Annotated in this window: 27 protein-coding genes, 1 tRNA gene and 2 riboswitches; of the genes, 14 read left to right on the top strand and 14 right to left on the bottom strand. The window is 40.0% G+C overall.

What is annotated here, in order from left to right; all coding sequences use genetic code 11:
* Positions 1 to 16 precede the first annotated feature (16 nt).
* The 4 genes from AC6UD1_RS02770 to AC6UD1_RS02755 all read left to right on the top strand — a co-directional run bounded on the left by AC6UD1_RS02770 (position 17) and on the right by AC6UD1_RS02755 (position 6,137).
* On the top strand, positions 17 to 1,045 hold the full coding sequence (locus AC6UD1_RS02770) for a WxL protein host-binding domain-containing protein (protein ID WP_500707248.1): 1,029 nt from the start codon (positions 17 to 19) through the stop codon (positions 1,043 to 1,045).
* Between the two features lie 25 nt (positions 1,046 to 1,070).
* A complete protein-coding gene (locus AC6UD1_RS02765) occupies positions 1,071 to 4,064 on the top strand; it encodes a pectate lyase-like adhesive domain-containing protein (RefSeq protein ID WP_500707246.1) in 2,994 nt (997 codons plus the stop codon).
* An 85-nt stretch (positions 4,065 to 4,149) separates the two neighbouring features.
* Complete coding sequence (locus tag AC6UD1_RS02760) at positions 4,150 to 5,196, top strand: WxL protein host-binding domain-containing protein (protein ID WP_500706278.1); 1,047 nt, start codon at positions 4,150 to 4,152, stop codon at positions 5,194 to 5,196.
* A 134-nt stretch (positions 5,197 to 5,330) separates the two neighbouring features.
* Complete coding sequence (locus AC6UD1_RS02755; protein WP_500693465.1) at positions 5,331 to 6,137, top strand: alpha/beta hydrolase; 807 nt, start codon at positions 5,331 to 5,333, stop codon at positions 6,135 to 6,137.
* 50 nt (positions 6,138 to 6,187) lie between these two features.
* Here the strand turns inward: AC6UD1_RS02755 and AC6UD1_RS02750 are convergent, their stop codons facing one another.
* The 11 genes from AC6UD1_RS02750 to AC6UD1_RS02700 all read right to left on the bottom strand — a co-directional run bounded on the left by AC6UD1_RS02750 (position 6,188) and on the right by AC6UD1_RS02700 (position 17,044).
* Positions 6,188 to 6,355, bottom strand: a complete 168-nt coding sequence (locus tag AC6UD1_RS02750; protein ID WP_010022596.1) for a hypothetical protein — start codon at positions 6,353 to 6,355, stop codon at positions 6,188 to 6,190.
* Positions 6,356 to 6,393: 38 nt separating this feature from the next.
* Positions 6,394 to 8,322 carry a M13 family metallopeptidase gene (locus AC6UD1_RS02745; RefSeq protein ID WP_500707244.1) on the bottom strand — a complete coding sequence of 643 codons (1,929 nt, stop codon included), beginning with the start codon at positions 8,320 to 8,322 and terminating at the stop codon, positions 6,394 to 6,396.
* A gap of 91 nt (positions 8,323 to 8,413) precedes the next feature.
* Positions 8,414 to 9,322 (bottom strand): glycine betaine ABC transporter substrate-binding protein, encoded by a 909-nt coding sequence (locus tag AC6UD1_RS02740; RefSeq protein ID WP_500707242.1) that lies wholly within the window; start codon positions 9,320 to 9,322, stop codon positions 8,414 to 8,416.
* On the bottom strand, positions 9,322 to 10,203 hold the full coding sequence (locus AC6UD1_RS02735) for an ABC transporter permease (protein WP_500693468.1): 882 nt from the start codon (positions 10,201 to 10,203) through the stop codon (positions 9,322 to 9,324). The genes AC6UD1_RS02740 and AC6UD1_RS02735 overlap by 1 nt, the downstream gene beginning before the upstream one ends.
* Positions 10,203 to 11,411 (bottom strand): quaternary amine ABC transporter ATP-binding protein, encoded by a 1,209-nt coding sequence (locus AC6UD1_RS02730; protein ID WP_500696488.1) that lies wholly within the window; start codon positions 11,409 to 11,411, stop codon positions 10,203 to 10,205. The genes AC6UD1_RS02735 and AC6UD1_RS02730 overlap by 1 nt, the downstream gene beginning before the upstream one ends.
* 205 nt (positions 11,412 to 11,616) lie before the next feature.
* The gene (locus AC6UD1_RS02725; RefSeq protein ID WP_500707240.1) at positions 11,617 to 12,321 is read right to left on the bottom strand and encodes a VIT1/CCC1 transporter family protein; all 705 of its coding nucleotides are present in this window, start codon (positions 12,319 to 12,321) and stop codon (positions 11,617 to 11,619) included.
* Between the two features lie 11 nt (positions 12,322 to 12,332).
* On the bottom strand, positions 12,333 to 13,022 hold the full coding sequence (locus tag AC6UD1_RS02720) for a VIT1/CCC1 transporter family protein (RefSeq protein WP_500696489.1): 690 nt from the start codon (positions 13,020 to 13,022) through the stop codon (positions 12,333 to 12,335).
* A gap of 158 nt (positions 13,023 to 13,180) precedes the next feature.
* Positions 13,181 to 13,705: a Fur family transcriptional regulator gene (locus AC6UD1_RS02715; RefSeq protein WP_500707238.1), complete on the bottom strand. Its 525-nt coding sequence runs from the start codon at positions 13,703 to 13,705 to the stop codon at positions 13,181 to 13,183.
* Between the two features lie 84 nt (positions 13,706 to 13,789).
* Positions 13,790 to 14,287 (bottom strand): GNAT family N-acetyltransferase, encoded by a 498-nt coding sequence (locus AC6UD1_RS02710; RefSeq protein ID WP_500707236.1) that lies wholly within the window; start codon positions 14,285 to 14,287, stop codon positions 13,790 to 13,792.
* Positions 14,274 to 16,652, bottom strand: a complete 2,379-nt coding sequence (locus AC6UD1_RS02705) for a helicase C-terminal domain-containing protein (RefSeq protein ID WP_500707299.1) — start codon at positions 16,650 to 16,652, stop codon at positions 14,274 to 14,276. The genes AC6UD1_RS02710 and AC6UD1_RS02705 overlap by 14 nt, the downstream gene beginning before the upstream one ends.
* Positions 16,653 to 16,699: 47 nt before the next feature.
* The gene (locus tag AC6UD1_RS02700; RefSeq protein ID WP_500693474.1) at positions 16,700 to 17,044 is read right to left on the bottom strand and encodes a hypothetical protein; all 345 of its coding nucleotides are present in this window, start codon (positions 17,042 to 17,044) and stop codon (positions 16,700 to 16,702) included.
* Positions 17,045 to 17,209: 165 nt separating this feature from the next.
* Here AC6UD1_RS02700 and AC6UD1_RS02695 point away from each other — a divergent pair, with 165 nt between their 5' ends.
* A complete protein-coding gene (locus AC6UD1_RS02695; RefSeq protein WP_500707234.1) occupies positions 17,210 to 18,367 on the top strand; it encodes a hypothetical protein in 1,158 nt (385 codons plus the stop codon).
* A 32-nt stretch (positions 18,368 to 18,399) separates the two neighbouring features.
* Here the strand turns inward: AC6UD1_RS02695 and AC6UD1_RS02690 are convergent, their stop codons facing one another.
* From AC6UD1_RS02690 to AC6UD1_RS02680, 3 genes are all read right to left on the bottom strand, one after another.
* Positions 18,400 to 18,597 carry an LBP_cg2779 family protein gene (locus tag AC6UD1_RS02690; RefSeq protein ID WP_500693476.1) on the bottom strand — a complete coding sequence of 66 codons (198 nt, stop codon included), beginning with the start codon at positions 18,595 to 18,597 and terminating at the stop codon, positions 18,400 to 18,402.
* Positions 18,598 to 18,667: 70 nt separating this feature from the next.
* On the bottom strand, positions 18,668 to 19,312 hold the full coding sequence (locus tag AC6UD1_RS02685; protein WP_500693477.1) for an energy-coupling factor transporter transmembrane component T family protein: 645 nt from the start codon (positions 19,310 to 19,312) through the stop codon (positions 18,668 to 18,670).
* Positions 19,302 to 20,666 (bottom strand): ATP-binding cassette domain-containing protein, encoded by a 1,365-nt coding sequence (locus AC6UD1_RS02680; protein ID WP_500707232.1) that lies wholly within the window; start codon positions 20,664 to 20,666, stop codon positions 19,302 to 19,304. Before AC6UD1_RS02680 ends, AC6UD1_RS02685 begins: the two co-directional genes overlap by 11 nt.
* Positions 20,667 to 20,729: 63 nt before the next feature.
* Positions 20,730 to 20,819, bottom strand: a riboswitch (TPP riboswitch).
* A gap of 83 nt (positions 20,820 to 20,902) precedes the next feature.
* Between AC6UD1_RS02680 and AC6UD1_RS02675 the strand changes: the two genes are divergently transcribed.
* From AC6UD1_RS02675 to thiM, 9 genes are all read left to right on the top strand, one after another.
* Positions 20,903 to 21,523, top strand: coding sequence for an LVIS_2131 family protein (locus AC6UD1_RS02675; protein WP_500707230.1), 621 nt, complete (start codon positions 20,903 to 20,905; stop codon positions 21,521 to 21,523).
* 57 nt (positions 21,524 to 21,580) lie between these two features.
* Complete coding sequence (locus AC6UD1_RS02670) at positions 21,581 to 21,907, top strand: hypothetical protein (RefSeq protein ID WP_500707229.1); 327 nt, start codon at positions 21,581 to 21,583, stop codon at positions 21,905 to 21,907.
* Between the two features lie 46 nt (positions 21,908 to 21,953).
* Positions 21,954 to 22,025 (top strand) — tRNA-Arg (locus tag AC6UD1_RS02665).
* 225 nt (positions 22,026 to 22,250) lie between these two features.
* Positions 22,251 to 22,919 carry an SDR family NAD(P)-dependent oxidoreductase gene (locus AC6UD1_RS02660; protein WP_500695276.1) on the top strand — a complete coding sequence of 223 codons (669 nt, stop codon included), beginning with the start codon at positions 22,251 to 22,253 and terminating at the stop codon, positions 22,917 to 22,919.
* Between the two features lie 15 nt (positions 22,920 to 22,934).
* The gene (locus tag AC6UD1_RS02655; RefSeq protein WP_500707228.1) at positions 22,935 to 23,498 is read left to right on the top strand and encodes a cysteine hydrolase family protein; all 564 of its coding nucleotides are present in this window, start codon (positions 22,935 to 22,937) and stop codon (positions 23,496 to 23,498) included.
* Positions 23,499 to 23,543: 45 nt separating this feature from the next.
* A riboswitch (TPP riboswitch) is annotated at positions 23,544 to 23,634 on the top strand.
* 67 nt (positions 23,635 to 23,701) lie between these two features.
* Entirely contained in the window at positions 23,702 to 24,340 is a 639-nt protein-coding gene (locus AC6UD1_RS02650) for a TenA family protein (RefSeq protein ID WP_500707226.1), read from the top strand.
* Between the two features lie 19 nt (positions 24,341 to 24,359).
* Positions 24,360 to 25,166 (top strand): bifunctional hydroxymethylpyrimidine kinase/phosphomethylpyrimidine kinase, encoded by an 807-nt coding sequence (thiD, locus tag AC6UD1_RS02645; protein WP_500707225.1) that lies wholly within the window; start codon positions 24,360 to 24,362, stop codon positions 25,164 to 25,166.
* A 5-nt stretch (positions 25,167 to 25,171) separates the two neighbouring features.
* Positions 25,172 to 25,810, top strand: a complete 639-nt coding sequence (gene thiE, locus AC6UD1_RS02640; RefSeq protein WP_500693484.1) for a thiamine phosphate synthase — start codon at positions 25,172 to 25,174, stop codon at positions 25,808 to 25,810.
* Between the two features lie 4 nt (positions 25,811 to 25,814).
* Positions 25,815 to 26,606 (top strand): hydroxyethylthiazole kinase, encoded by a 792-nt coding sequence (thiM, locus tag AC6UD1_RS02635; RefSeq protein ID WP_500693485.1) that lies wholly within the window; start codon positions 25,815 to 25,817, stop codon positions 26,604 to 26,606.
* Positions 26,607 to 26,619 lie beyond the last annotated feature (13 nt).

The following is a 26,619-nucleotide window of genomic DNA, read 5'->3' as shown; positions in this document are numbered from 1 at the left end:
AGTTAGGACCCTAATTATGAAAAAGTTCGTTAAATCACTATTAATCACGCTGATTGCTTTATTTATGGTGGTAGTCTTGGCCACTTTGACGACTTCGGCTGCTAGTATGAGCAGTACGACCCCAATCCAGGTCAAGATTGATGACAGTTATCATGTGTCACATGATAATTCATACTACCAGATTATAACTAACCAAGCACGTGATTATCCCATCGCCATCTCGATAACTAATTTAAGTAAAACCAACGCTTGTCAGATTAGCACCCGAGTTGATTCTGCGTCCACATCATCTAAGTTGGCGTTATTTTTTAATAATAATCAAAGTCAGTTTCGTGGATTACCCGTTAACATGCGCCAAGTGGTCTCATTTAATGAGTTAAGTGATCGTGATTTTCAGTTAGCTCCCAGGCAAACTCGGATCGTGAAGATGTCCCTCAACTTAAATAATGATAAGTTTCGCGACTTTAATGGCGAAATTCTTGGTGCAGTAACTTTTACACAAGATGCGCCGGCAGTTAAGGGTGAGATTAATAATCAATTTTCTTACACCATCCCGATTGAAGTTAGAAAAGGGAAACCGCAAGGTAGTGAGATTAAGGCAACCAAAAACGATCTCAAGAAGGATGCTGTCAAACATGCAATGTTTACTTTTGGACTAGTAAATAAAAAACCGGCCATGTTAGATGACGTGAAGGCTAATGCAACATTGAAGAACGTGACGCTGAACCGAATTATGACAAGTACCAAGATTAGAAGGGGTCAGGTTGCGCCCAACAGTGAATTTGCGATCAAACAACCGCTAAATAAGCAATTATTGCCCGGTAGGTACGTTGCTACCGTTAATCTCAGTGGTAAGAATTCAGTTAATGAATCACCTAGTCACGTTAAATTACAAAGGGAATTTATCGTTAGTCCGGTTGACTACATCAGGACATTTTCAGATCGAACACTCTTGATTATGATCGGAATTATAGTTGCGTTAGGCCTGATTGTCACAATTTTGGCATCTCTAGTAATATTTAATCATCGAAAACACAAGGTGTAAGTCTTAAATCAGGGAGGAATGAACGGTGAAAAAAGACAAGTGGATTAAACGAGTAACTATCGGTGGAGTGACCATATTATTTATAGTGGCTTATACGATTCTACTCGTGTATACAACGAGTTTAAATCGTTCTGCTTCAGTAAAGGCCGAAAGTAATCCTCAAACAGCTAGTTCATCAGCTAGTCATGCTCATTCCACTAGTCAAAGCAGTTCGTTTAAAAAGACAAGTCCAAATAGTGATAACCCGGATCAGGCGTCATCTGGAAACGACCAGAAGACAAAAACCCTAAGTAACCATGATATGGACCAAAAGAATGGTAAGTACACACAATTAATGCAAGAAAGTCAGAATGACGAAAGTGATTTTAAGGCGGGTAAGTACGTGCCAGCCACCAAGTTGTCGGCTGCGCAAATTAAAACGGCTGATTTATCGACTGTCTCAGTGGGCGACTGGAGTAGTTTTGTTGCGGCCATCCAGAATTCAAACGTCGATCATATTTTAATTGCAAATGATTTTGCCGCTCCTGATACCGGAATGCGACAGGTCCAGGCTGCTTCTCGTCTAAGTGGTAATCTGGTGGTCGACGGACAAGTTACCGCTTCTAATAGTAATCCGGACGATCAACACGTTAATGGTCCAACGGTTGATTTAGGCGGTAATAGTTTTGATTGGCATGGAAATAATGGAAGCAATTCGAATGGGACATCCCAGTTTCCAGACGTTCAGGTTAACAACTTGAACGTGTATGGTGGTAATTATTATGGGATGTTTTGTGATAGCAACGGTGGAATTCATGGTGATGTACAAACTTACACCAATTATTCGTATACTGGTTCTCAACCGTTTGTTAACTATGGTGGATTAGACGTTTTAAAGGGCCAAATCCGGTTGAACCAGGTTAATCGGTATTCAGCGATGGGGCGAACTAATTCTAATATTTCCTTTGGTGGTCAACAACTGATGGAAGCATGTGCATTGTGGATTGCCGACAGTAATGACAGTTCCAATCCAACTAACGTTAAAACCACCAGTAATAACAATTCTTCTCTTCCTAATTTTGAAATTGGTGACTGGGGAGACGAACGATGGGATCAGCGGATTCAAAATGTTCCCACTAATCCTAATACTGGTCAACCTTTTAATCTGGGTCAGATTGCGATTGGTAACAATGTCAATGTCGATATGGATGCGACCGCTAAAAACTCAGTTGGTGGTGGTAATAGCAACAGTTCAGGTCAAACTTCTGGATTTGATCTGGGGCGTGGAAATAACCAAAATGACTTTAGTATTGGTAATTACTCCAAGGTTAATATTGATATGACGCCTGGTCATACGGCCATCACTTCTTATAATCGAGCAAATAGTAGTGCTCAATCTGGAATTAATATTGGGAGTTCAACCCTAACGGTCAATAGTTATCATGGTTACGGAAGCCCAGCAACTAATCGTCCAGGCATATTTGCTAACGGTGACATTACCTTTGCTCCTAATCAGGTTGCTGAACTTGACCCAGGTTCTGATCAACAGCCAACCTTAAACATTGATAAAAATGTTCAAAATAATGACTCAAGAATGGCAATTCAGTCGCTAACTGGGAACGTTGATTTACGTAAACTAGGGTATGGCGATCTGCGGATGAGTAATTATAGTCATCCGGTTAACGAACCAATTATTTCGGTTAATCGCGGTCGTACAACCGGGAGTGGACAGATTGAGTTTGGTGCTAATCAACCATTCTCAGCTTGGAACTTAACTAATCATGATAATGACGGTTCGCCTCAGTGGAGCTGGGAACAATCACCGGCTAGTGGCTGGTCGTATCCAAATGATACCTTTCAACCCACTTCGTTTGATCCATATCAATATTCTCGTTTAAAGGTGGGGACTTCCCAGTCCGAAGGTAACCTGCAGTTTGACCATTCCTTAAATGATGCAAGGGATTCGAAGTACTCGTACCAGATTGACGGAACCGTCACGGATGACAACGGTGCTCCCTATGCAGATGCGTATGTTAGTTTAACTGGTGATCCGAATATCCAACCCAATGTTGGTAACAACGATAGTATCCCAAATGATGGTTACGCCTTTGGATATCCAATGTTTCAACCCAAAGCTCCTGATAATATTTCCAAAAGGGAGTACGTCGCTAAGACTGATTCTAACGGGCACTTCAATTATACGTTGCCTAAAAAGAACGGACAGCAAACCTACCTGACTGCGAACGAAACCATTACGGCTTTTGCCGCTGGATATAATGATTCCAGTTGGTTTTACACGAAGGAGACCCCAGAACCAGTTGACGGTGTTAATAGCCCAGGGGTGATTAATCCATATCAACCGCAAACACAGGATGACAATGGCTTTCCACAAAATGTCGATCCGGGTGACCAAGTTGCGGGAGCTAACAACCCTGCTGACAATAATGATCCGGCAATGTTAAGACTCGACGCAGTTCCTCAAAGCATGCAATTTAACATGAACGGTGGGAATGTGTCACCGATTAATGGTCATTTGGCGGTTCCAATTTCTGAGCAGGGAACTTCGTTAGCTTACAATCCAAATAGTTCGAAGCCAGGGATCTTTACCCAGTTTACTAATTCTGTTGGTAGCGAAATAAATGATGACGGTTGGAACTTATCGGTTACGGCTACAGCAAATGATAATCAAGGAAACCTGTTAAATGATGCATCGTTACTTTTGGGTGGGTCCCCACTTGGTGATGGTTTTCTCCAAGAATTAAGTACCCCAAGTGGCATGGGACTTACGCAGTGGAGTAAAACGGGAAACAATCTTTCCGACCTCATTAACTTTAATGGACAGGAAACCCCGATTGTCTCAAGTAATGATGTGAGTTTAGATAATTCAACCTATCAGACATTTTGGAATTTGGATAACATTAAATTGAACCTAGATGAAGAAGTTTTAAGGGATAATAAAGCGGGCCTTGGTGGCAATTCACAGAACTCTAGTGGAACGCTGACTTGGAACTTGTCTCACGGTCCTTCTGAGGGCGACTAATGATTAAGACGATGATAATTTAAGAATTGTTGTCGTCTTTTGTGCGTAATGAATGATTAAACTTGGAAATTGGAGTGGCGTTATAATGAAAGTAGTTCAAAGATTAATGGTGATGATGGTTGCACTCGGTGCTTTTGTTCTTTTCTTCTTACTTGGAAGTGTTTTTACCCAGGCCGATACACAAAATCAGGTCCCACTGGAAGTTCTTCCTCAGATTAAAGATGTGAAAGGCCAACAAAAAAGGGCTGATTATTTCGATATTAAGGCAACTCCTGGGATGAAACAACAGCTAAAAATCAAATTGATTAACCGAAGCACTAACATGCCATTAAAGGTTAAATTGGGAGTTAATCCCGCTACTACTTCTGGAGCTCCTACGATTAGTTACGCTAATAAAGAGAAAACTAATAACCGTCAATTTCCGATTGAGAAGTTGGTAACTTTTGCTAAAACTTCCGATCAGTCGGTTTCACTTCAACCGCAACAAAAGCAAACCGTTGTTTTAAATCTAAATGTTCCGAATGACAGGCGATTTCAAGACTTCAAGGGAACCATTCTTGGTGGCCTTTACGTTGTCGAAGATAATGGCAACCAGTCGTCATCACCAGTCAATTCACTGTATTCATATTCGGTTGGAATTCAGTTAAAACACGGAAAACAACCTGCTAACATCAAAATGAATGGGATTAAGATGCTGAATGCTAGTAATCCTAATTTGATGGAAGTCAAGTTATCAAATGACAGGGCGGCGGTGCTTGGAAAAACCAAGATTAAGACTGACGTTACACCGATTAACAGTATGAATGCTTTAGACTCACATACAACTTTTGATGCCGTAATCGCGCCTAATAGTTCGTTTAATTACCTGGTTCCTAAGTCCGCTAACCAATTACCGAACGGACGCTATTTGCTTCACTTAAAAATGATTTCTAATGATCCTCAATTTAAGGGAACTAAGGTCTGGAACTTTACGCGTGGGTTTACTGTCAATAACCCAATTTCAGCGACTCATTCAATAAATAAAGCGGTTTCAAAGAGCATCTTCTGGTTGGTTATGTTAATATTGTTGTTGGGTATCATTGGTATCTGTCTTTATTTCTTTTTTGCCGGAAGAAAACAAGATGAGCTATAAATCTAATAAGACTATGTTTCATACACAATTGTGTATTATTATTTGGAAACCGGTGCTTGCGTGTTCCGGATTTTTTGTGCGGGATTTTTGTGTCACTGGGATTCCTAATTTATGAACAAAGGAAGAGTGATTTTTTGGAAAAAGCAGCAAAGAAAAACATTTTTTTATTTGCGATTGGAATTGCCATTGTTGTGGCTGGTTTTCTTTTTATTGAATTTGGGATCAACGTTGATGGTGTAAAGCGTGGCGAACACACCCCCATTTTATTTGTATCAGACCTAAATAAAACTTCCAAGGCTGCTAACCACCTGACGGTTACTTCTAGTCGTGAGGGCGGCGAGTATGCCATGAAGATTAATGTTTATCCGGACGGTAAGATTTATTACCATCCTAACGGAAATGTACACGCTAAGTATCCGATTATCAAGGTCAACTTTACCGACAATACTGCTTCCACGGTAATTCAGGCGAAGTGGCTGAATGAGATTCTCGTTCATTTAAATCATAAGTACCATTATCAACAATATAATGCTTTAGGATTTGGTTCTGGGAGTCTAACGATTTATCAGAACGCCGTGGCATATGGTCAAGAATCGAATCATATGCGACTGACCAAGTTCATATCAATTGGTGGACCATACAAGGGCATCATGCCGGTAACTGATGTTATGAACCATCGCTACCCGAAAGTTAGTGAATTAAAGGATGCCTCTAAGAGTTTTCCGAAGGGTGTGAGTGTCCTCAACGTTTACGGACAATTGAGCAAGACAAATAAATCTGACGGACGAGTTACTACTTCGTCTGCTCGTGAATTAAGAAAGCTTGTCCCGGGCTCTGACTATCAGGAAATTAAAGTAAGCGGAAGATCAGGTCAACACAGTAAGTTATTAAACAATCAGATGGCTTCAAGAATTATTGAAAGATTCCTGTTCGCTGAATAATCAAACAAAAAGCGAGATCACAAATTAATGTGATCTCGCTTTTGTTTTAATTAGAGTTGGTTAACGACACCTTTTTCAACGGCACGGCTTAATGCTTGAAGTTCGTTAATCTTTGATTCAATGAGGTATTGACCCTTAACTTCACTCTTGTCTTTAGCATCTTGTAATTGTTGGTCTAAGAATTGAATTTGTTTATCGATATAATCAGTAAGTTTCATATTATGCACTCCCATCTGTTCTATTTTTCACTTACATCCTACCAGATTTGAACTCGTTTATCAGGTTTTAAGTACATCTGATCTTTGGCGGTTACGTCAAAAGTTGTGTAAAAGTCATCAAGATTCTTAACTTGAACAGATGCTCGAAGTGGAGCAGGTGCATGCACGTCAATTGATAGTAATAGATTCTGGTATTCTGAGGTGGCTTTCATTCGCCAAATCCGACCCCAGTTGGTAAAGAACTGGTATAAGTCAGTGTCATCACCATTTTTAGCGGCTTCTTCAGCACAGCTAAGACCACCCGCATCAGCGATATTCTCTGAGACGGTCAGGTTACCGTTAACTTTACCACCCGCAAATGGAATGCCGTTGAATTCGTCAATCATTTTCTGGGCTAACTTGGAGAAGTGTTCGTGATCGGACTTGGTCCACCAATTATTCAGGTTACCATACTGGTCGAATAAAGAGCCATTATTGTCAAAGGCGTGTGAAATTTCATGAGCCATAACCGCTCCGATTCCGCCATAATTAGCGCTTTCGGGTTGATCTAAACTGTAAAATGGTGCTTGTAGAATGGCGGCCGGGAAGACAATGATGTTTTTAAAGGGATGATAGTAAGCATTCACGGTGTTGGCACTCATTTCCCAACGTTCTCTTTCCACTGGTTTGTTCCACTTTGAGAATTCGTCTTGGTTGGCAATTTTTTCAAAGTTAAGTAGGTTACTTAAAACCGTGCCACCATCTTTTTCCTCGGTAACGTGAAATTTCTTGTAAAGCGGATCTAGTTCATCAGGATATCCGACTTGAACTCCAAGGGTAGAAAGCTTTTTAGTTGCCATCTTCTTAGTGTCGTCGCTTAACCATTGGTTGTTTGAAAGTCGGTTTTTATATACGTCGATCATACTATCAACCATTTGATGAACGTCAGCTTTGGCTTTTTCACCAAAGTGTTTTTTACCGTAGTAGTCACCAACCACTTGATCAAAAGTTCCTGATGCAAGGTAGTAGGCGGCCTTCTTTTTATTAGTGGCTTCCTTCTTGCCTGAGAGCGATCTACTATAGGTCCCACCAACAACCCGGAATTCGTCTGAGAGAGCGCCACTGTACCCATTAAGTGTCTTCACAAGCATCCAGTCCTTCATAAGCTGGAAGTGAGATGAAGTTAAAAGTTCGGAAAGATTACTAAAGAATTGGGGTTCGGTGACGATGATCTTTTCAGGAAGGGTACCCACTAATTGGTTAATGGCTTCCTTTAGGTTCAAGGCATTGGTTGACCGAGCTAATTCGTCGGTACTTTCTGGGTTGTACATTTTACTGTAGTCAGCAGCTTCTTCAGCTGACTTGACGTTTGGGGCGATTAAGCGATCAAATTCAACCGCATTTTCAACGATCTTTTGACTGTCGTTCTCACTATATCCAGCCATTTCAAATAACTTGGTGGTCATTTGAATGAAGATTGGCATTAAGGTTTTGGCCGCTTCATTATCTTTTTCGTAGTAAGTTTTATCTGGCATAAAAAGGGAAGGTCCACTCGCAAAGAGGGCGTTCACTTTCGCATTCTTCATGTCAGGATCAAGTCCCAATGAAAATGGGGTTGGGAGTCCAGAAAGGATCCAATCGGGGAGCTGATCGTTTAAATCATTGTAATTTTCCAGATTACTGATTCGGTCAAGGACTGGCTTTAAAGGCTTAACGCCATCTTCATCACGCTTTTTGAAGTTATTAGTCATGTTATAGAACTTTTTGTATTCTTCGAGTTCGGGGGTTTTAGCAGGTAACTTTCCACTTGATAGGTCCGCTGAATCCTTCATTAAGGTCTTGTCGATATCATCAACTAGATCCATGAAACCACCGGTTGAAGAGTGATCAGACGGGATGGTTGCTTGTTTAATCCATGCTCCATTAATGGCGTCATAGAAGTCGGTTTTTAGTTCTGACTTATCAATTGGAAATTCTTTGTTAGTCATAGTCATTGTCCTTTCGAATTTTTTCTCATAATTAAATGGTATCAAAAAAGTCTCATGAATGTTGTTCATGAGACTCATTTTTTTCGATTATTTATTTTTTTAGGTCTTCAATTGAGTTAACGTTCTTCATGTACTTCGGCACAGCTAAGCCAACTTTAGCCTTGTCAATACTGGTACCAACGATTTCAACGTTGTTTTTGTACTTCTTGTACATCGGTGCCATCGTTGTTGGCAACCAACCAGCAGTTGAAGCATCGGCCGATCCAGTTGAAAGGGCCGTCCACATTGGTTGAGCTTCCATTGCTGAAAGGGTTGGTTTATAACCCTTCATCCGTAGCATTTGAGCAACCACGTTGGATGATGACAATTCAGAGTCCCAGGAAACGAGGACCAGTTTAACGGGTTGACCGTGTCCCTCAGGAACACCGTTAAGCCACTGTTTAACTAGTTCGGGGTGTTTATTGATGAATTCTTTTGATGCTTTTTCAGCATTTTCACCCTTATCAATCTTAAACATGACTTCACTCATTAATTCGTCGTTCCAGTGGAATTGTCTGAGAAGTTTCGTTGCCCCAGGATTTTTCTTTTCAAATCCCTTGTGGATGATAGTTTGAATGTGTTCACCCTTACCATAGGCGTTCTTTGGATCTTTTAAGAACTTGATAGGATACTTTTGAAACATCCAGTGCGGGGTCCAACCAGTAATTACGATTGGTTGTTTGTACTTGAGCGCTTTATCAAGAGATGAAAGCATGGCAGCAGTAGAACTAGCCTGAAGTTGCCATTTTTCCCTCTTAAGTCCATAGGTGTTTAACGCCTTGGTGGTTGATGACATGATTCCGGCTCCGGAATCAATTCCAGTTATTGTGTAGTTAACTTGTGGTCCAACTTTAGCGTTGGGATTGTACTTTGGTGGATTTACACTACATGCGGTTAGAGTTACCGCTAAAAGTAACGCGGAAGTGATTCCTAGAATCCATTTTGTAAATTTTTTATTCATTATTTATTTGCTCTTGCATCAGCTTTATTGGCACCACCAAGGCCTTTACTGATTTTATCAAGAACAATGGCAAGAATAACGATTGCGATACCCGCTGCAAAACCAGTACCAACATCATTTCTACCAACGGCAAAGTAAACGGCTTCTCCAAGCCCCATTGTACCGATCATTGAAGCAATAACTACCATTGAGAGGGCAAGCATGATTCCCTGGTTAATCCCTGACATAACGGTTGGTTTTGCTAGTGGGAACTGAACTTTGAAGAGTTTTTGCCATGCGGTACAACCAAATGATTCCGATACTTCAAGGTATTCACTTGGGACTTGTCTAATTCCAAGGTTGGTCATGTTGACGATTGGTGGAATTGAGAAGATTACGGAAGCAAATACACCAGGAACTTGACCGATTCCGAATAAAGCAACGGCAGGGATCAAGTAAACGAAAGCTGGCATGGTTTGAAGAAATGACATGATTGGACTCACAATAGTTTCCACAATTTTACTTTTAGCCATCCAGGTTCCAAGTGGAACTCCAATGATGACGATTAAAAGACAGGTTGTCAGAACCAAGTCCAAAGTTTGAGTCATGTCACGCCAGTATCCTTGGTTCCAGATTAAAAGGAAGCCAAGAAGTTCAAAGAGCATGAAGCCCCAGTGCTTTGTTTTGCGAAATAAGAACCATGTTCCAAGTAGGATAATGACAATAAACAACCAAATTGGGATAATGTCAAAAACCCATTGGATTCCGTTCATAACGGTATTTAAGAAAAGCGTAATTGCATTAAAGAAACCAGCAAATCCAGTTAACCAAGCAAAAAAGTCATTGACCCACTTGGCAATGGGAATTGCACCAATGCTAGCGATAGATAACAAACTATTCATTAGTTATCTCCTCCTTTCTTCGTAGCCATGGCATCAAGAACGGCACTTCTTAAAATAATACCCTTCAGATGTTTTTCGTCATCAACCACCGCGTATGGGATTGGTGATTTAGAGATGGCATTGAACAAGTCACCGATTGGTGTACTTGGAGCAGTAGTTGGAACATTTGTTTTTAATGCGATGTGAAGATCTTTTTCGTGTTTATCAATCATTTCGTTGACGTCATCAGCGTCGACAATTCCAACGAAGTGGTCTTGTGAATCAACAACAAAGATACTTGAGATTTGGTCTTCCTTCATCCGACGAAGGGCTAACTTAGGACCGTCTTTTTCGATATTAACGGTATTTGGCTTAACCATGACGTTGTATGCGGTAAGAATCTTAGAACGATCAACGTTTTCGATGAATTTCTTAACGTAATCATTTTTAGGATGATCAAGTAAGTCTTCTGGTGTATCAACTTGAATGACGTCGCCATCGTGCATCATCATGATCCGATCACCAACTCTTAGTGCTTCATTTAGGTCATGACTGATAAAGATAATGGTTTTATGCAACTTCCGTTGTAGTTCCAATAATTCATTCTGCATTTCCCGCCGATTCAATGGGTCAAGAGCTGAGAAAGCTTCGTCCATCAAAAGAATATCAGGATCATTAGTGATGGCACGTGCTAAACCAACTCGTTGTTGCATTCCACCAGATAGTTCAGTTGGATAACTATCGTCGTATCCGTGAAGACCCACCATCTCTAGTGATTCGTGGGCCTTTTTTTCACGTTCTTCTTTGTCAACGTCTTGAACTTCAAGTCCAAAAGCAGCATTTTCAAGGATGGTACGGTTAGGAAGTAAGCCAAAACCTTGAAATACCATACTCATTTTTTTACGACGAAGGTTAAGTAATTGTTTCTTATCAAACTTCATGATGTCTTCTCCATCTAAGTAGATGGATCCAGAAGTAGGGTCAATCAAGCGATTAAACATTCTTAACATGGTTGACTTACCCGAACCAGATAGTCCCATGATAACGAAAATTTCGTTGTTTTTAATTGAGAAGTTAGCATTATCAACTCCAACTGTACTACCAGTTTCTTCAAGAATTTGAGCCTTATCTTCTCCCTTAGATAAAAGTTCTTGTGCTTTTTTAATATGAGGACCAAAGATTTTAGTGATGTGATCAACTTTGATTTTTTCATTATTATTTTGAGCCACAGAACTCCTCCTTTCGATTAACACTGACAATTAAAGTAAAAATATCTACATTAACCAACTTAACAAGTACAACCGTATATGTCAACTTTTCTACCATTTATAAAGCGCGGCACACCGGTTTTTACGGGTTCTATGTCCTTACTCTGATGTAGGTTCTCGTAATGTAATTTTATTTTAAAATTAATGTTAAAAGATGAGAAATGTGTTAGAAGAATTGTCCGATCCCATAGTGAATGATCATGGTAATGATTCCCACGATGACGTTTCTAATTACCGCAATCTTCACCAGACCATTCCCAAGTTCGGCACTTAAGAATCCGGTGATAGCTACAGCAATGATGACAGCGATGATAGTTCCAGGCCACTGAAGTCCGACGGGAAGCAGCGTCATGGCAAGTAGTGGGAGAATTCCACCAAGTGCAGCAGAACACAGCGACGAGAAAGCGGCACTCCACGGACTTAGATATTTCCCTAACTGAAGGTCATATTTGACGCTCACTACCGTTTCAAGCGGTTTTTTTGATAATAGATCCCTTGCAATTTCAGTTGCCGTTTCTTTACTAACCCCACGGCTCATGTAAAATTGAACGACACTTGCCATTTCATCATCGAAATTGGTTTTTAAAAGCTTGCTTTCGGTTTTAACGGCCGCTTCCTCAGTGTCACGTTGTGAACTTACTGAAGCATATTCTCCTCCTGCCATTGAAAAGGCACAGGCAAGCAGATCCGATAGTCCGGCAATGAAAATGGTGAGGGGATTCGTAGTAGCTACGGCAACTGAAAAAAGGACTCCAACGACGGTGAGAATTCCGTCATTTGATCCGAGAACGCCGGCACGGAGATTGTTCAATTTCTCATCCATGGTATTGTCGTTATTATCTTTTAGTTGTTTCTTTAAATGAAGACGCATCTGCTTACCTCCTAAAATGCTAATCCGACTAAACGACCAACAAGATAGGCAACGGTCATGGTTACTAACCCCGAAATGACGTTTCGTATTAGTGACTTAGTCCGGTTAGCGTTTCCAAGGATGGCAGCAACGTATCCGGTGATTGAAAGTGCCAAGACGATGGCAATGTAGGTCCCAAGCACGCGATATTGCGCTGGTGCAACGAAAATAGTTACCAGGGGAAGAATTGATCCAGTTGGAAACGAGATCATTGATGCGATGGCAGCGGCATATGGATTAGTGAAATCATTTCGATCAAATGAATATTTTTCACGAACCACGGTAGTGAGGGGATCCTTTTGCATCATTTCGGAAGTTGCTCTTTCAGCCAGGGCGTTTGCCATTCCGGTTTTAAGGTACTTATTTTTAACGTAGTTAAACTCGTCATCATAATGATTTTTAAGGCCTTGTTTAACAAGATCAATTGCCTGACGTTGTGAATCTTTCTGGGTGTTAACCGAGACGTATTCTCCCATCGTCATGGATACCGTTCCGGCAAGCATTCCCGCTAAACCTGAAATTAGAATTGCCCAATTACTAGTTGATGCACCAGCGACCCCGAGGACAATTCCAGCAACCGATAGGATCCCATCATTGGCACCCATAACACTAGCCCGCAAAACGTTGATTTTCTGGGCAAGTGATGTTTTCATTTTTGACATAACTGACTCCTCCAGTTTATAATGATTATAATCTAGCTCAACTACTATTTTACCGCAATAACTTGACATAGTAAACACGAAAGAGAAATTAGGCATAAAAAAAGCACCATGAACAAATGTCATGGTGATCGATTTTTGAAATAAAATTAGTTTTTTAATTAGTCCTTTGATGAAGTTTTAGATATTTCAACAACTTTTTGGTTGTTGCTCTTGTTTTGACTCTGTTGGTCCTTTTCCTTTGCTTGACATTCTTTACAAATTCCATGAACTTCAACGTTTGAAACTGATGGATCAAATCCAACCTGTTTGGTTGCGTCCTGTAAGTCTTTATCAATTTGCTTGAACTTTGGATCATCAATATCAATAATTTTTCCACAGGTATCACAAATGGCGTGAAAATGGGGATGACTGTAAAAGTCATAGCGATATCCACCATCTGGATTTGGCAATTCAATCACGATTCTAAGCTTTTTAAATAAACGTAAGTTATTGTAAACAGTTGCCATACTTAGGTTGGGAAAGGTTTCTTCCAAAAAATGGAAGATGGTCTCAACTGAAGGATGGTTATTGTGATCGATAAGGTACTTTAAAATAATTTGTCGTTGCGGGGTAATTCGGACATTGTTACTTTTAAGAATGTCCATGGCTTTCCCATACGCTTCTTTCTTCTCTTTTTCATTCATAAATATGCACTCCCATACATTATAATGTTACTCTTTTATTTCAATAATCATTCTAGTAGCTTATGGAACACAATTCAACTGAAATCACTGAAATAATTGAAATCTAGCGGATTTCGGGGATCGGCCTACTTGAGAGAAACCTAATCTTTTTATTATACCTATAAGATTATGCTGATTATTATTTAATAGAATAGAGATGTTTGGCTGTTTTAATTCTTGAAAAGTAAACTTGATCATGTGATTTAATAATTCGGAAATTAGATCCGGAGCAATTCCGACCTCAAAGATAAAGTAAAACTGGGGTTGGTTATTGTCTAAATTACTGATGGCAAAGATTCCGAATAGAGTGTGAGTGTTTTTGTCCAACACTCCCCAAATCAGAGCCTGAGATTTCATGATTTTACGCATGTCAAGATTAACTAGATCGGCTGTTCTAGTGGGGTTATACTCACCATCCAGGCGAACATTGGCAATTGTGCGACCATTTAAGAGTGAGGTTATTTCGCCAAGATTCATGGTAGTCAGCCAATCCATTTCAAGGTGAGCGGTAAAAATTGGGTGGTAACTTTCAAGTTTCGTCATGGTTTTTCTCCTTTATATTATTCCAAAATTGTTTGATGTCATGCTCGAGTTCATCAGGGTTGTGAGCAATCTGATAATTTTTCCATTGTTGAGGATAAAGGTTTGTGTACCTTTTCTGGGTAAATCTTTGATCCATTAATACAACGATTCCCTGATCATGCTTACCACGGATGAGACGTCCGGCAGCCTGAAAAACGTTGTTTAAGCCCGGTAGCTGATAAGCATATTCAAATCCGTGACCATTTTCGGCATCAAAGTAGTCCCGAATCAGGTTGGTTTCTGGGTTAAGTCCTGGAAGTCCAACCCCAACAATCCCAACCCCAATTAATTTATCACCAACCAGGTCAATTCCCTCCGAAAAGATGCCACCAAGAAGGGCAAATCCGACAACCGGATGGTCGTTTGGCTGATTGAATTGATTGATAAAGCTGGAACGCGCTGCTTCGTTCATGCCGGCTTCTTGCTTGATTGTTTTAACCGTGGGGTGTTGCCTGTTAAATTCATCGTAGATTTTTTCTAGGTACACCCCCGATGGAACAAAGATCAGGTAGTTGCCGGCTTTTCCGCTGATCATTTTGTTGACGGTATCAACAATCTTAGGGATGCTTTGGTCACGTTTTTGAAACGTAGTATTGATGTAAGAAGTGATGATGATATTCTGATTTGCTTTTGGAAACGGGGAGGGCAGTTGATACTTCAAACTATTGTCTTCGTCACCGAGAACCTTGGCATAGTAGTTCATCGGTGAGAGGGTGGCCGAAAACAACACTGCTCCGCCACCAAGGTTAAGGGTCTCGGCTAGATTGTGACTTGGATCCATACAGAAGAGACGAACAGTCGTATTCTTACCATTGATGAGGATTCTCGTTTTGTAATTTGGACCATAGTACTCGTTGATTTTGAGGTATCCCGTACACTGAAAGAAAAAATCAAGCACCAAGTCCAGGTCATCACCGTCGTCTTGTTTTGCGATCCATTTCCGGAGGACCTTGACTACGTTAGTGACTGCTTTTGTAAATTTATCCAGTGGATCATCGATTGATACTTCTGATTGATGATCCTCCTTTAGTGGTTTGGCAATTGCATTAAATTGACGTTTGAGTGATCGTAACTTGGTTAAGACCTTTGCGTTTTGTTCCTTGTTTTTTGATAGAAGCTTGATAACTTTTTCTAATGGTTCAGATGATATTTCGGTTGAGTACATGTCACGGGAGCGATCGACTAGGTTATGGGCCTCATCAATCAGGTAAAAATTCTGATAGTCTTGCACCTCAAAGAAGCGTTGAAGGTGGACCTGTGGATCAAATAAGTAATTGTAGTCACCAATGATAACGTCACAAAAAAGGCTGATATCAAGCGAGAATTCAAAGGGATCAAGTGTGTATTTTTTTGCGTACTTTTCTACCACGTCACGCGTGATCTGGTGATTATTTTTTAAAATAGCCTTTAGGGCTGGTTTTAAGCGATCATAGTAGCCCAGCATATAGGGATTATCCTCTGGTGATTTGTCACGTTCATCATCAAACGTAATCTTGTCCTTAGCGGTAAGGGTAATGCTTCGAAGTCGTAATCCATGATTACTCATGAGATTAATGGCGTCTTCAGCAACTCGTCGAGTACTTTGTTTAGCCGTTAAGTAAAACACCTTGGAGATAAGGTCATTTCCCATGGCTTTGATGGTAGGAAAGAGGGTTGAGATGGTTTTACCAGTTCCAGTTGGAGCTTCTGCAAACAGGTGGCGGTTAGAAGCGACGGTCTTATATACCGCAGCTGCCAGTTCATGTTGACCCCTTCGATACGTTGGGAAGGGAAATTGAACTTTTTTGGCGGTGATTCTTTTTTCTTCATTTAACTGGTCTTTAAGTTCAAGCCATTCCCCAAATTCGTGAATTAAGTTGTCAAAGAAACGTTTGGAATCTTCGTATGTAATGGAACGTTCCTTTTGTGTAATTTCTTCTTCAGGGGTCTGGACGTACGTCAGCCGCATGGTGACTGATTTGATTGAGGGATGTTCCGTCATTAGTAAATAGGCATAAGCCTGTACTTGTCCCCAGTAAAGAATCATTTTGTTTTTTGGAATATCGTTAAACTCAATGTCAGAGGTTTTGATTTCTTCGATTGTGGCTGATTTATCACTCATGATGACACCATCGGCACGACCATGAACCAGAAAATCAGTCTGATTAGCCTGGACTTCTTTTTCTAGGTAGTACTCCTTTTCATAATTACTAGGACGATTCTTTTGAATTTTCCGGTGGATTTTAGTGCCAGCTTGAGCCGTGTTCAGACTACTAAGACTACTATTTAGATCTCCGCTTCGAAGTAAAAATTCAACGAGATCTCTGATTCCAACTTTGTTCACTATTTCCACCTCCTTTTTTCAATAAAAAAACAACTTCAAACGAAGTTGTTTTATTCTTCACGCCAACGATTGAACTCGTTTGCATGAGATCCTAAGTAATTCATTGCCTCTTTGGTTAGCCGATCAACCTCAGTTTTTGTTTGATCAGGCATTACGTGATAGAAGTTGCAAACATATCCTTCAGCAATGTCTTCGTATTGTTCTCTTCGTCCGTAGCCAGCATCGTTAAATAATTTATCTAATCCTTTGACATCGTTTTTACCGGCTTCATAGACTTGCTGAGCTAGATTAGTTTTGTTTTCACCTAACATTGTAGCGGCATATTTTATGATAAAATCATTCATATCAATGATGATGTTTTGGCGTTGTTTACGTTCTATTTTCTTCTTCGACATATTTTCACCTCACTATTAGTTTAAAGCATTCGCCCAATAAATGAAAATAGAAAGTGAAAGCTTAAAAAGAACGCAAAATTTATGTTATGATAAGCGCACTAAACTTGGTCGAATCCATACATGTGATAAGATTAAACTGATGTTATTAGAGAAGCGGGTGATTGTTTGGATAATTCAGTTAATCAAGTTGTTAAGGACTTGAAGTATTCGATGAATAACAATTTATTGGTAAATTTGACCCAGCAAAATACAACGGTCTTCTATACTGGTGTGGTCGTTGCCCTTGATGCTGCTGGTGCGATTTTGATCACATACGATGATTACGGGCTTGCTAACGGACTGGTCTACGTTGTTTACGGAGATATCGATGATATTGACTTTCAAAGTGAGGACCTCACCAAGATGGAGGGACGTATCCGAATGTCTCGTCAATTAAAACTGAACGGAACTAAGCAGGAAGTAATGAAACTTAATTCTAAAAATGATCTATTGACCCAGATTTTGGGCAATTCATTTGTCGACCAACAAGCGGTGATGGTGGTAACTCAAGACGGCAATTCCGTTGAAGGGTTCATTAATTCACTGTCGGACTTTGAATTTTCACTTTCCGTTGTTGATAAATTTGACAACGAAAATGTGACCCATAAGACCATCATTAAACCGTTGGTTCGTTCGGTTGAGTTTCTTGGAACCGAGTTAAAGTTATTAACGGATTCTAAATCAGTTTTATTTGCCAAACACATTGCCCCGAAAGTCATCGACGGACAGTTAGCCATTGAAGCCAACTTGTACTCGGCCATGGAAACAGGGAGAAGAATTGTGATGATACCAAAGATTCATTCTGATTTGTTTTTCATTGGTCAGGTGAAAGCGGTTAATTCTGATTCCGTTATGTTTTCGTTGGTTGATATGATGGGACGGTTTGGTGGATATGAACTCATCAAGATTGATGAGATTGATAAATTAGTGATTAAAAGTGATTATTTGCGGCTAATCAATCACTTCGTGTCCATCAACTCGGCTAATGGGGTCTTCGTTCAACCCGTGTTAAATAATGATCGAAGTTTTGATTCGACGATCAATCTATTTGAAGCCACGATTCAAATGGCCATCAAATTTCAACGGGTGGTTAGAATAAAAATGAGTGACGGCCAATCTTACCTCGGATTTCCCGTGAAGTACGAGCATGGTCAGATAACCGTTCAAATCGTTGACAAAGCGAAATTATTCGTCGTGAATAATCAACTCATTAATCTCGGAGATATTGACGAAATTGCTTTTGGCTACCTTGACTCATATCTAATTGAGCAACAAATCGGATAAAAAAACGATGGCTTTTATAAAAGTCATCGTTTTTATTTGTTATGAACAATAAACTGCTTAATTATTTTTACTTCATCCTGAGTAGGCTGAATTTGCATACTCTTGATGGCATGAAATCTCTCCACCGTCATGTGTAGGTCAACGGCCATTTGGTTGTCAGGGATGTCATGTTTTTCTTGGAATTTAATTAGATCGGTTGCTACCTGACTAAATTCTTCTCCAATTTTCATTTTGCTTCCTCCTCTACTTCGCTTACTTGACTCTATTATACATTAATTTATTTATTTGAGACAAAGAATACTAGAGCAGAAGCAGAACTACTTGAAGTAAAATGACGTTAAAAACAAAGACGAGCCAGTCCACCTTTGTGATTTTAATGGTCTGATAAAAAGTTCGTGGCTGACCTTCGACAAAACCGTGTGATTCCATTCCTTGTGCTAAGTTTTCCGACCAGCGAATTGCTGATAAGATGGCTTTAAAGTATAGGGTCGGTGACCACCAGTGTAATTTAACTCCCCGCATCAAACTAGCAGTTTTAATCTTGTTAACTTCGGTTTGAATTTCTGGTAGAAGGTTGAAAGCCGCCATTGCCCCATAAACAAATTTACTTGGGAGGCGGAGGTTTTGCTCTAACGAATTAACCAGTTCGTATAATTTAGTGGTTAACGTGAAGGCCGCTCCATAGACGATGTAAACGTAGATCCGAGTAAATAATAGGATTCCCGCGTGCGTGCTTTTAGCGTATAAAATCTGGGAGATCAGTAACCCAACCGCAGGAATGAAGGCAATCAGAAGGATCCATAACAGATGCTTGAAGTTTACGTGTTTCACTATGAGATAGGCGAGTCCACAGACGATTAGTACACTGTTACCAACGATACTGGTAGTGAAAGAAACTTCTAGGGCAATGATCAATACCAGAACGAATTTTAGACTAGGATTCATGAACATCCTCCTTGTAAGTTAATCGATGATTGGCAAGTTCAATAAAGAAATCAGCATTTTCGACGAGGTCGGTTCGTTGATGGGAAGCAAAAATAATGGTTTTCCCGTTCTTAGCCTCGTTCTCAAGGATCCGTGAAATAATGACGGTTGATTTTTGGTCAAGACCAGCGAATGGTTCGTCAAGCATGAGGATGGGCGCATCCCGAATCAACATAATCACGATCTGGAGCTTTTTCTTTTGCCCACCACTTAGTGAGTAAACAACCCGATTCAAGAGATTATCAAGATGTAGGGCTTTTAAGAGGTCGTTAATTCGGTCATCAGTCCATTGTTTGGTGATGGCATTTTTTTTGGCTAAGGTTAGTTCGTCTTTAAGCGTAATGGTTAAAAATTGGTCTTCTGAATTTTGAAAAATCAGGTTTTCGGACTTCATGAGAGAGGAAAGGGATGATTTTTTAATGTTATGATTCATAATTTTGACGACCCCGTTGTACGAATGGAGGCGGGACAGCGCCTTAAAGAAGGTGGACTTTCCGCTTCCATTCTTCCCATTTAGGTAAGTGATTCCGGGATACAGGTCAATGTTTTCTGGTTCAATCAGATTTTGATTACCGTTCGTCATGGAAAAATTTAATAAATTAATCACGGGATCGTTATCTGACATAATCTTGTAGTGGATTTCTTCTTTAGGGTCGTTTGCAAGTTCATCTTTAATCTGATCAGCTGTAACCGCTTGAACGGAGCCAGCTTGGACGTTAAAGAAATGATCAGCCACGTCGAGATAGTCAGAAAGGTTGTGATCGGAGATAATGATGGTCCGATTACTTTTTTTCTTTAACTGGATTAGACGTTCGATGATGTCTTTTTTGCTATCAACATCAACGTTACTAAATGGTTCGTCCAGTAAAAGGATGGGACGTTTCATCGCAACTGTCACGGCTAAGGCAACCTTTTGCTTTTCGCCACCCGACAAGGTGGTAATGGCCCGATTTTTAAGTTCACTAATACCACAAAACTTTAAAGCAGAGTCAATCCGGTTGGGCATTTTAACAGGGTCAACGTGAAGGTTGCCAAGGGCAAAAATGAGTTCTTCTTTGACGGTCTTCATCGCAAACTGATGGTTTGGATCCTGAAATAACATGGCTGGTTTTTCATCCATGTCAATCTTTCCGGTTAGTTGGCCTTTGCTATATTTTGGATACAATTGATCAATTAGTTTTAAGAGGGTGGTTTTTCCACTACCAGTGGGACCAAACAGGAGATTGATGCTATTTGGTTCAAAATTTAAATTGACCTGATTTAGAATTTTATCCTGTTCGGGATATGAAAATGATAGATTTTTAATTGTTATCATTGATTATTCTCCATAAAAAAAGACGTTTCAAGCGCGAGTGCGAGAACGTCCAGCTGATGTATCTAAGCTTAATCTTATATTTCCTGCGCTGGCATTGTCCAAGTCAGGTTCAACGGGTATAATCTCAGCCACTCGGCACCCCTATGTTTAATTAAACTTAGTATATCAAAGATGGCATAAAAATCAATTTTCAATTAGAATAGGGAAGATAGGAAAATGAAGCGGAGGATACTTTCATGAATTCATGGTGGAATCTTATAGGTGTAGTTGCATGGGTAGTTGTGTTAATCGTGTTGATCTTTATGATTAAAAATATTCGATCACGACGAATTAAGATGATTATCGAGGATAAAAAAACTTTTGAATGGCGTAATTTTTTGATATCAATTGGCGAAATTGTTGTTTTTGTGTTGTTGCTTACCTTAATGGTTTATACGACTTTCTTCAGAAATATTACTAAAACCAATAATCGAAACGTTATTACGACGTCCCAAGTCGAACCATTGATTATTCAAAGTGATAAGAATGGCTCCTACTACGTAAAGGTTGAAGGTAATAGAGGACCGATCCAGCAATATTCGTTCTGGCTAAAGAACATTAAGTATCAACTGCCAAGTACGAATGCTCAGGTAGTTACTACGCGTGGAAACGCTGAGGTCACTGGCCGTAGTTACAAGTTGAAGCATAAAAACATCAAATTAAATGACGAGCATTTTCAAAATGCATGGGCCAAGGTGGTTACCTTAAGATACAAAGGAAACTTTTGGAACGGTTTAGGGATGCATGCTGGTAAGGATGCTAACCAGTTCATCTTAATCAGAGTTCCAAACAAGACATTTGTTCAAAAAGAAAAATAATTAACTGACCACCGATAAGTACGTATCGGTGGTTTTGTTTAAATTGAGGTGTTTAAAATGAGTGAAAAAATTCCAGAGACAATGGATGAAATTAAAAATTTGTTAGACAAACTAAAAAAAGAAGGCAAAACGATTACACTGGATGAGTTGATCCTTGATAACATCGGGGAATTATCTCAAGCCTATCTAGATGCGGCGGAAGAGGGCCATTATGACTCTGTAAAAGTGGTTGATGATAAGACAATTGAATTTGTTAGCATCACTGGGAGAACGGTTGGAAAATACGTTTCTAAGGGGCAAAGTTTAGTTGATGACTTTAAAGATAATTCGCTAAAGTTAGAGTTAGATCTTGAAGCAAACGCAAATAAGGTCGCAAATGAATAATTTACTTGCAATTTACTGTGTTTATCGATAGCATAGTATTTGTTAAGCGCCCTTAGTGTAATGGATAGCACATGAGATTTCGGTCCTCATGATCCGAGTTCGACTCTCGGGGGGCGCATATATTGCTTATCAGGTATTTTTCAAAACACTTATAGAAAGCAAATGTAAGGGCTGACAAAATTATTAAAACTGGTATACTTAGTTAACGGAGATTAAGTCGCAAAGGAGCCTCACTACTTTTGGTAGTGGGGCTCCTTTTGTGCTTAAATAACAAAACATTAAAAAGGTTTGTTTTCTCAAATGGTGGTAAAATTTTCTTGAATCAACTTTAGGAGGGAATTTTATGAGTGAAAGTGTAGTAATTTTTGGAGTTGGAAAAGGATTTGGCTTTTCAATTGCCAAAAAGTTTGGTGAAGCTGGCAAGACACCGATTATGGTGGCCAGAGATGCTGCTCAGTTAAAGCAGTTTGTTAAAGATTTGAATCAAGAAGGGATTAAAGCTGATTTTATTGCTGCTGATGTTACCGATCCAGCGCAGGTAACCAACGTGTTTAGTAAGATTAAAATGGCATACGGGATTCCTCAAACCATGGTTTATAACGTGGGTGATAAGACTTTAGATACACCATTCTCATTACCATTAGACCAGATTAAGAAAATGTACAATACCAACGTTTTTGGTGCCATTACGACAACCCGCCAATTTGTTGGCCTTTCAGACGATCAAAAGGAAAACCGGAACATTCTGATTACTGGTGGTGGAGCTGCCTTTCATCCTACCAAGGGGAATGTCACTTTGGCAGCCACTAAAGCAGCCTTAAGTGATTACGCCTTTTCACTTCATGATGCGGTTCAAGATGATAATATTTACGTCGGTTTGATTACCATTCAAGGACTATCCGGTAGTAGTGAAGAAATGCAGCCTGACAACGTTGCCAAGGTATACGTAAAGGCTGCTCAAGATCGCTCTGAAAAAGAAATTAAATATCCCGAGAAGCCGTCAGATTTTTAAGAAAGAAGATTAAAAATGGCTGATAAAGAAAGAAGTGCGCTTTTAATTATTGATTACACCAATGACTTTGTTGATGATCAGGGATCTTTGACCGCCGGGAAGCCAGCTCAAGATCTCGACCAGTCAATTAGCGACTTGGCTGAAAAATTCAAAAATGATGGTCAATTTGTTATTTTTCCCACTGATGTTCATAAAAAGGATGATCCATATAGTCCTGAAACAAAGTTGTATCCAACTCACAACGTACGGGGAACTTGGGGTCGTCAGTTGTATGGAAACGTCGGAAAGTGGTTTGATAAGAACCACAATTTAGATAATGTTTGGCAAATGGATAAGACTAGGTACAGTGCGTTTGCTGGCACTGATCTGGATCTTAGACTTCGTGAAAGAAACGTTAAGACTCTCCATCTCGTGGGTGTCTGCACCGACATTTGTGTCTTGCACACCGCAATTGCTGGATATAACCTTGCTTATAACTTGGTTATTCATAAAAGTGGGGTGGCAACCTTTTCTGATTTGGGTCAGAAGTTTGCGATGAATCATTTCAAGACCGTCTTGGGTGCTAAAGTAGTCGATTAGGATTGTCATGCCAAATTTTAAAGCATATAATGAGTTTAATTGAATAGCTGTATGAGGGGGTGCCAAGTGGCTGAGACTATACCCATTGAACTTGAACTGGTTAATACCTGCGAAAGGAATCGTGCGATCTTTAATTAAGAATATAATTGAAGGCTCCTCATCAATGATGAGGAGCCTTTTTGTGTAGGAGATGTGAGTAGTTGATGACAAATAAATTTACCGATGAATTGATAAGTAATGCGACAACAATAATGAATCAAATCATGAATTGTGATTATGTTAGGGGAATTAAAAGCGGTAAAGTACCAGAAGAGGCGCTAATTAACTACGTTCAACAAGATGAAATGTATTTAGACGGTTACGTTAAACAGTTTCAACAAATTCAGACTGAAACAAGTGATGTGAATTTGAAAAGATTTTTGGCAGGTTGCGTTGCCGGGATTAAAAACGAAAGCACACCGCACGAGGTCATGTTAAAAATTGCAAAAGTGACTGATGATGAGCTTCAAGATACCCGCATGTTCAACGTTACCAAGGATTACGTTGAAAGTATGCGTGAAGCCGTGAGCACTAAGTCCATTCTAGTTGGATTGAGCGTGCTCGCACCGTGTATTTGGACTTACTATGTAGTTGCTACTGAACTAAATAAAACCAACCTTATTAATAATCCATTTAGTGACTGGATCAAATTCTACGCTGATGCAGATGAGGTAAAACAAATTTTTGCTTTTATTGATCTCCAGGCGGAAATTCATCCAAACGAAAGGGCCGTCGCAAATCAAGTTTTTCAGAATAGTTGTCATTATGAATTGGATTTTTGGAACAAAATGTATAACGCTTAGAACTTTTTAGGAGGGAACTATGAGTAGTGAAATAAATCAATATCCAGAAGCTTTAACAATTGCTGGGACTGATTCTGGTGGTGGAGCAGGGATGGAAGCTGATATTAAAACGATGCAGGCTTGTCAGGTGTTTAGCACCAACGTGGTAGTGGGAGTGACGGCACAAAACACCCTTGGTGTTCAAGATACGTATCCACTTCCAAAAAAGATTATTGATGAGCAGTTTGCTTCCGTTTGCGATGATTTTGATATTAAAGCAACTAAGACCGGGGCTTTGTTTGACGAAGAACACGTTCATTTAGTGGCAGATAACATTAAAAAGTACAAGTTGGGCCAAATTGTTGTTGATCCTGTTATGGTAGCCAAGGGAGGGTCAGTGCTACTTGAAGCCGGCGCCATTAAAACCTTGATTAACGAACTGATCCCATTGGCCGATTTAGTAACACCAAACTTACCTGAAGCGGAAAAGATTACGAATCAGTCCATTACTTCCGGTGAAGCAATCAAAAGGGCAGCGCGAAAAATTCAAATTGCTGGTGCTAAAAATGTCATGATTAAAGGCGGACATGATACCGATAAGATCGTAAAGGACTATGTTCTTTTACAAGATGGATCTGATTTTTGGTTGATTACGAAGCGGGTGAATACGGTTCGGACTCATGGTACGGGGGACACGCTTTCTTCAGCAATTGTCGCGGCTTTAGCTCGTGGTGAAAGTATTGAAACTGCCATTCGCTTTGGGAAAGATTATCTGGATAAAATTATCAGAAAACCGTTGATTATTGGTCATGGACACGGGCCCCTAAATCACGGAATGTGGGAGTAATAAATATGCAATTTAATAAAAAAATGCTGCAAATATACCTGGTGGCGGGTACCCAAAATTTTGCTGGTTCTGAAACTGAATTTTTGGATCACATTGACCAAGCTTTAGATGCTGGTGTTACAGCTTTTCAGTACCGTGAAAAGGGTGTAGGTTCACTTACGGGTTTGAAAAGGATTGAGATGGGAAAGAAACTTCGTCATTTAACCACTAAACATCATACTCCACTAATTGTGGACGATGACGTGGATTTGGCTAATCAGATTAATGCGGACGGGATCCACGTTGGTCAAAGTGATGAGAGCGTGCAAAAGGTGATTCATGATAATCCAGAAATGATAGTTGGATTGTCGATCAGTACCAAAGAAGAGTTAAAACGTAGTGAACCTCTCACTGGCATTGATTATTTAGGAATTGGACCAATTTTTCCGACCACTAGTAAAGCGGATGCCGAGTCACCGATTGGCGTTTCTGGTTTAGTTCAACTACAACGACAAGTATCTTTACCTGTAGTTGCGATTGGTGGAATTAATGCAAGTAACTGTCAGTCAATTTATCAGGTTTCAAACGCTGGAATTGCGGTAATATCAGCAATTATGGACAGCACTAACGTTGAAAAGACAATTAGCAAACTAGAGAGGAAATGATAGTATGACGTCGATTTTAGAAGAAATTAGAAGGGAAAATCCCGTTGTTTTGGACATTCCTAACATGGTGACCCCACAGAAAGTAGCGGATGCAATTAGTTATGTTGGTGGCTCACCAATTATGTGTGACTCTTCAAATGAGGGTCATGACTTGGTGGCAATTGCTAACAGTTTGGTCCTAAACCTGGGGACGATGAACGATGATAGTATTAAATTAGATATAATTGCTGGTCAAGCAGCTAATAATCGTCGTTTGCCGGTGGTGGTTGATCCAGTCGCTGTGAGTGCCTCAGAATTAAGAACGGAAGTTTTTAAGAAGATTAGTAGTGAAATTAATATTGATGTCTTGCGTGGCAACGTTGGTGAGATTGCCTTTATTGCCGGAATTGACTGGGGCAGTCGTGGAATTGATGCTGCTGACGGTAATGGTGATCGCGTTCAGGTTGCTAAAATGGCTGCTAAACAATTTCATTCCACGGTTGTCATTTCAGGAGTTGACGACGTAATTTCGAATGGGGAGGAAACGTATGTGGTCCACAACGGCAGTCATGAATTAGCAATCAACGTTGGATCTGGAGATGTTTTAGATGGTGTCATTGGTGTGGTTGCCGCTCACCATCAAAGTGTTCATGAAATTGCACTAGGGACGGCCATGGTTGGCATTGCTGGTGAACTGGCGGAGCAAAAATATCCGGATGAGCCGGCGTCATTTGAAGTCGAATTCTTCAATAATTTGTACCGACTGGATGACCATCATCTTTCCGATACAATTAAAATTGAAAAAAGCGATGATTAGAAAAAAGCGACCA

The sequence above is a fragment of the Fructilactobacillus sp. X8R1C1 genome, assembly GCF_059900945.1.
Note: the sequence above shows the minus strand (reverse complement) of the source record. Positions and strands in the feature narration are given on the sequence as shown.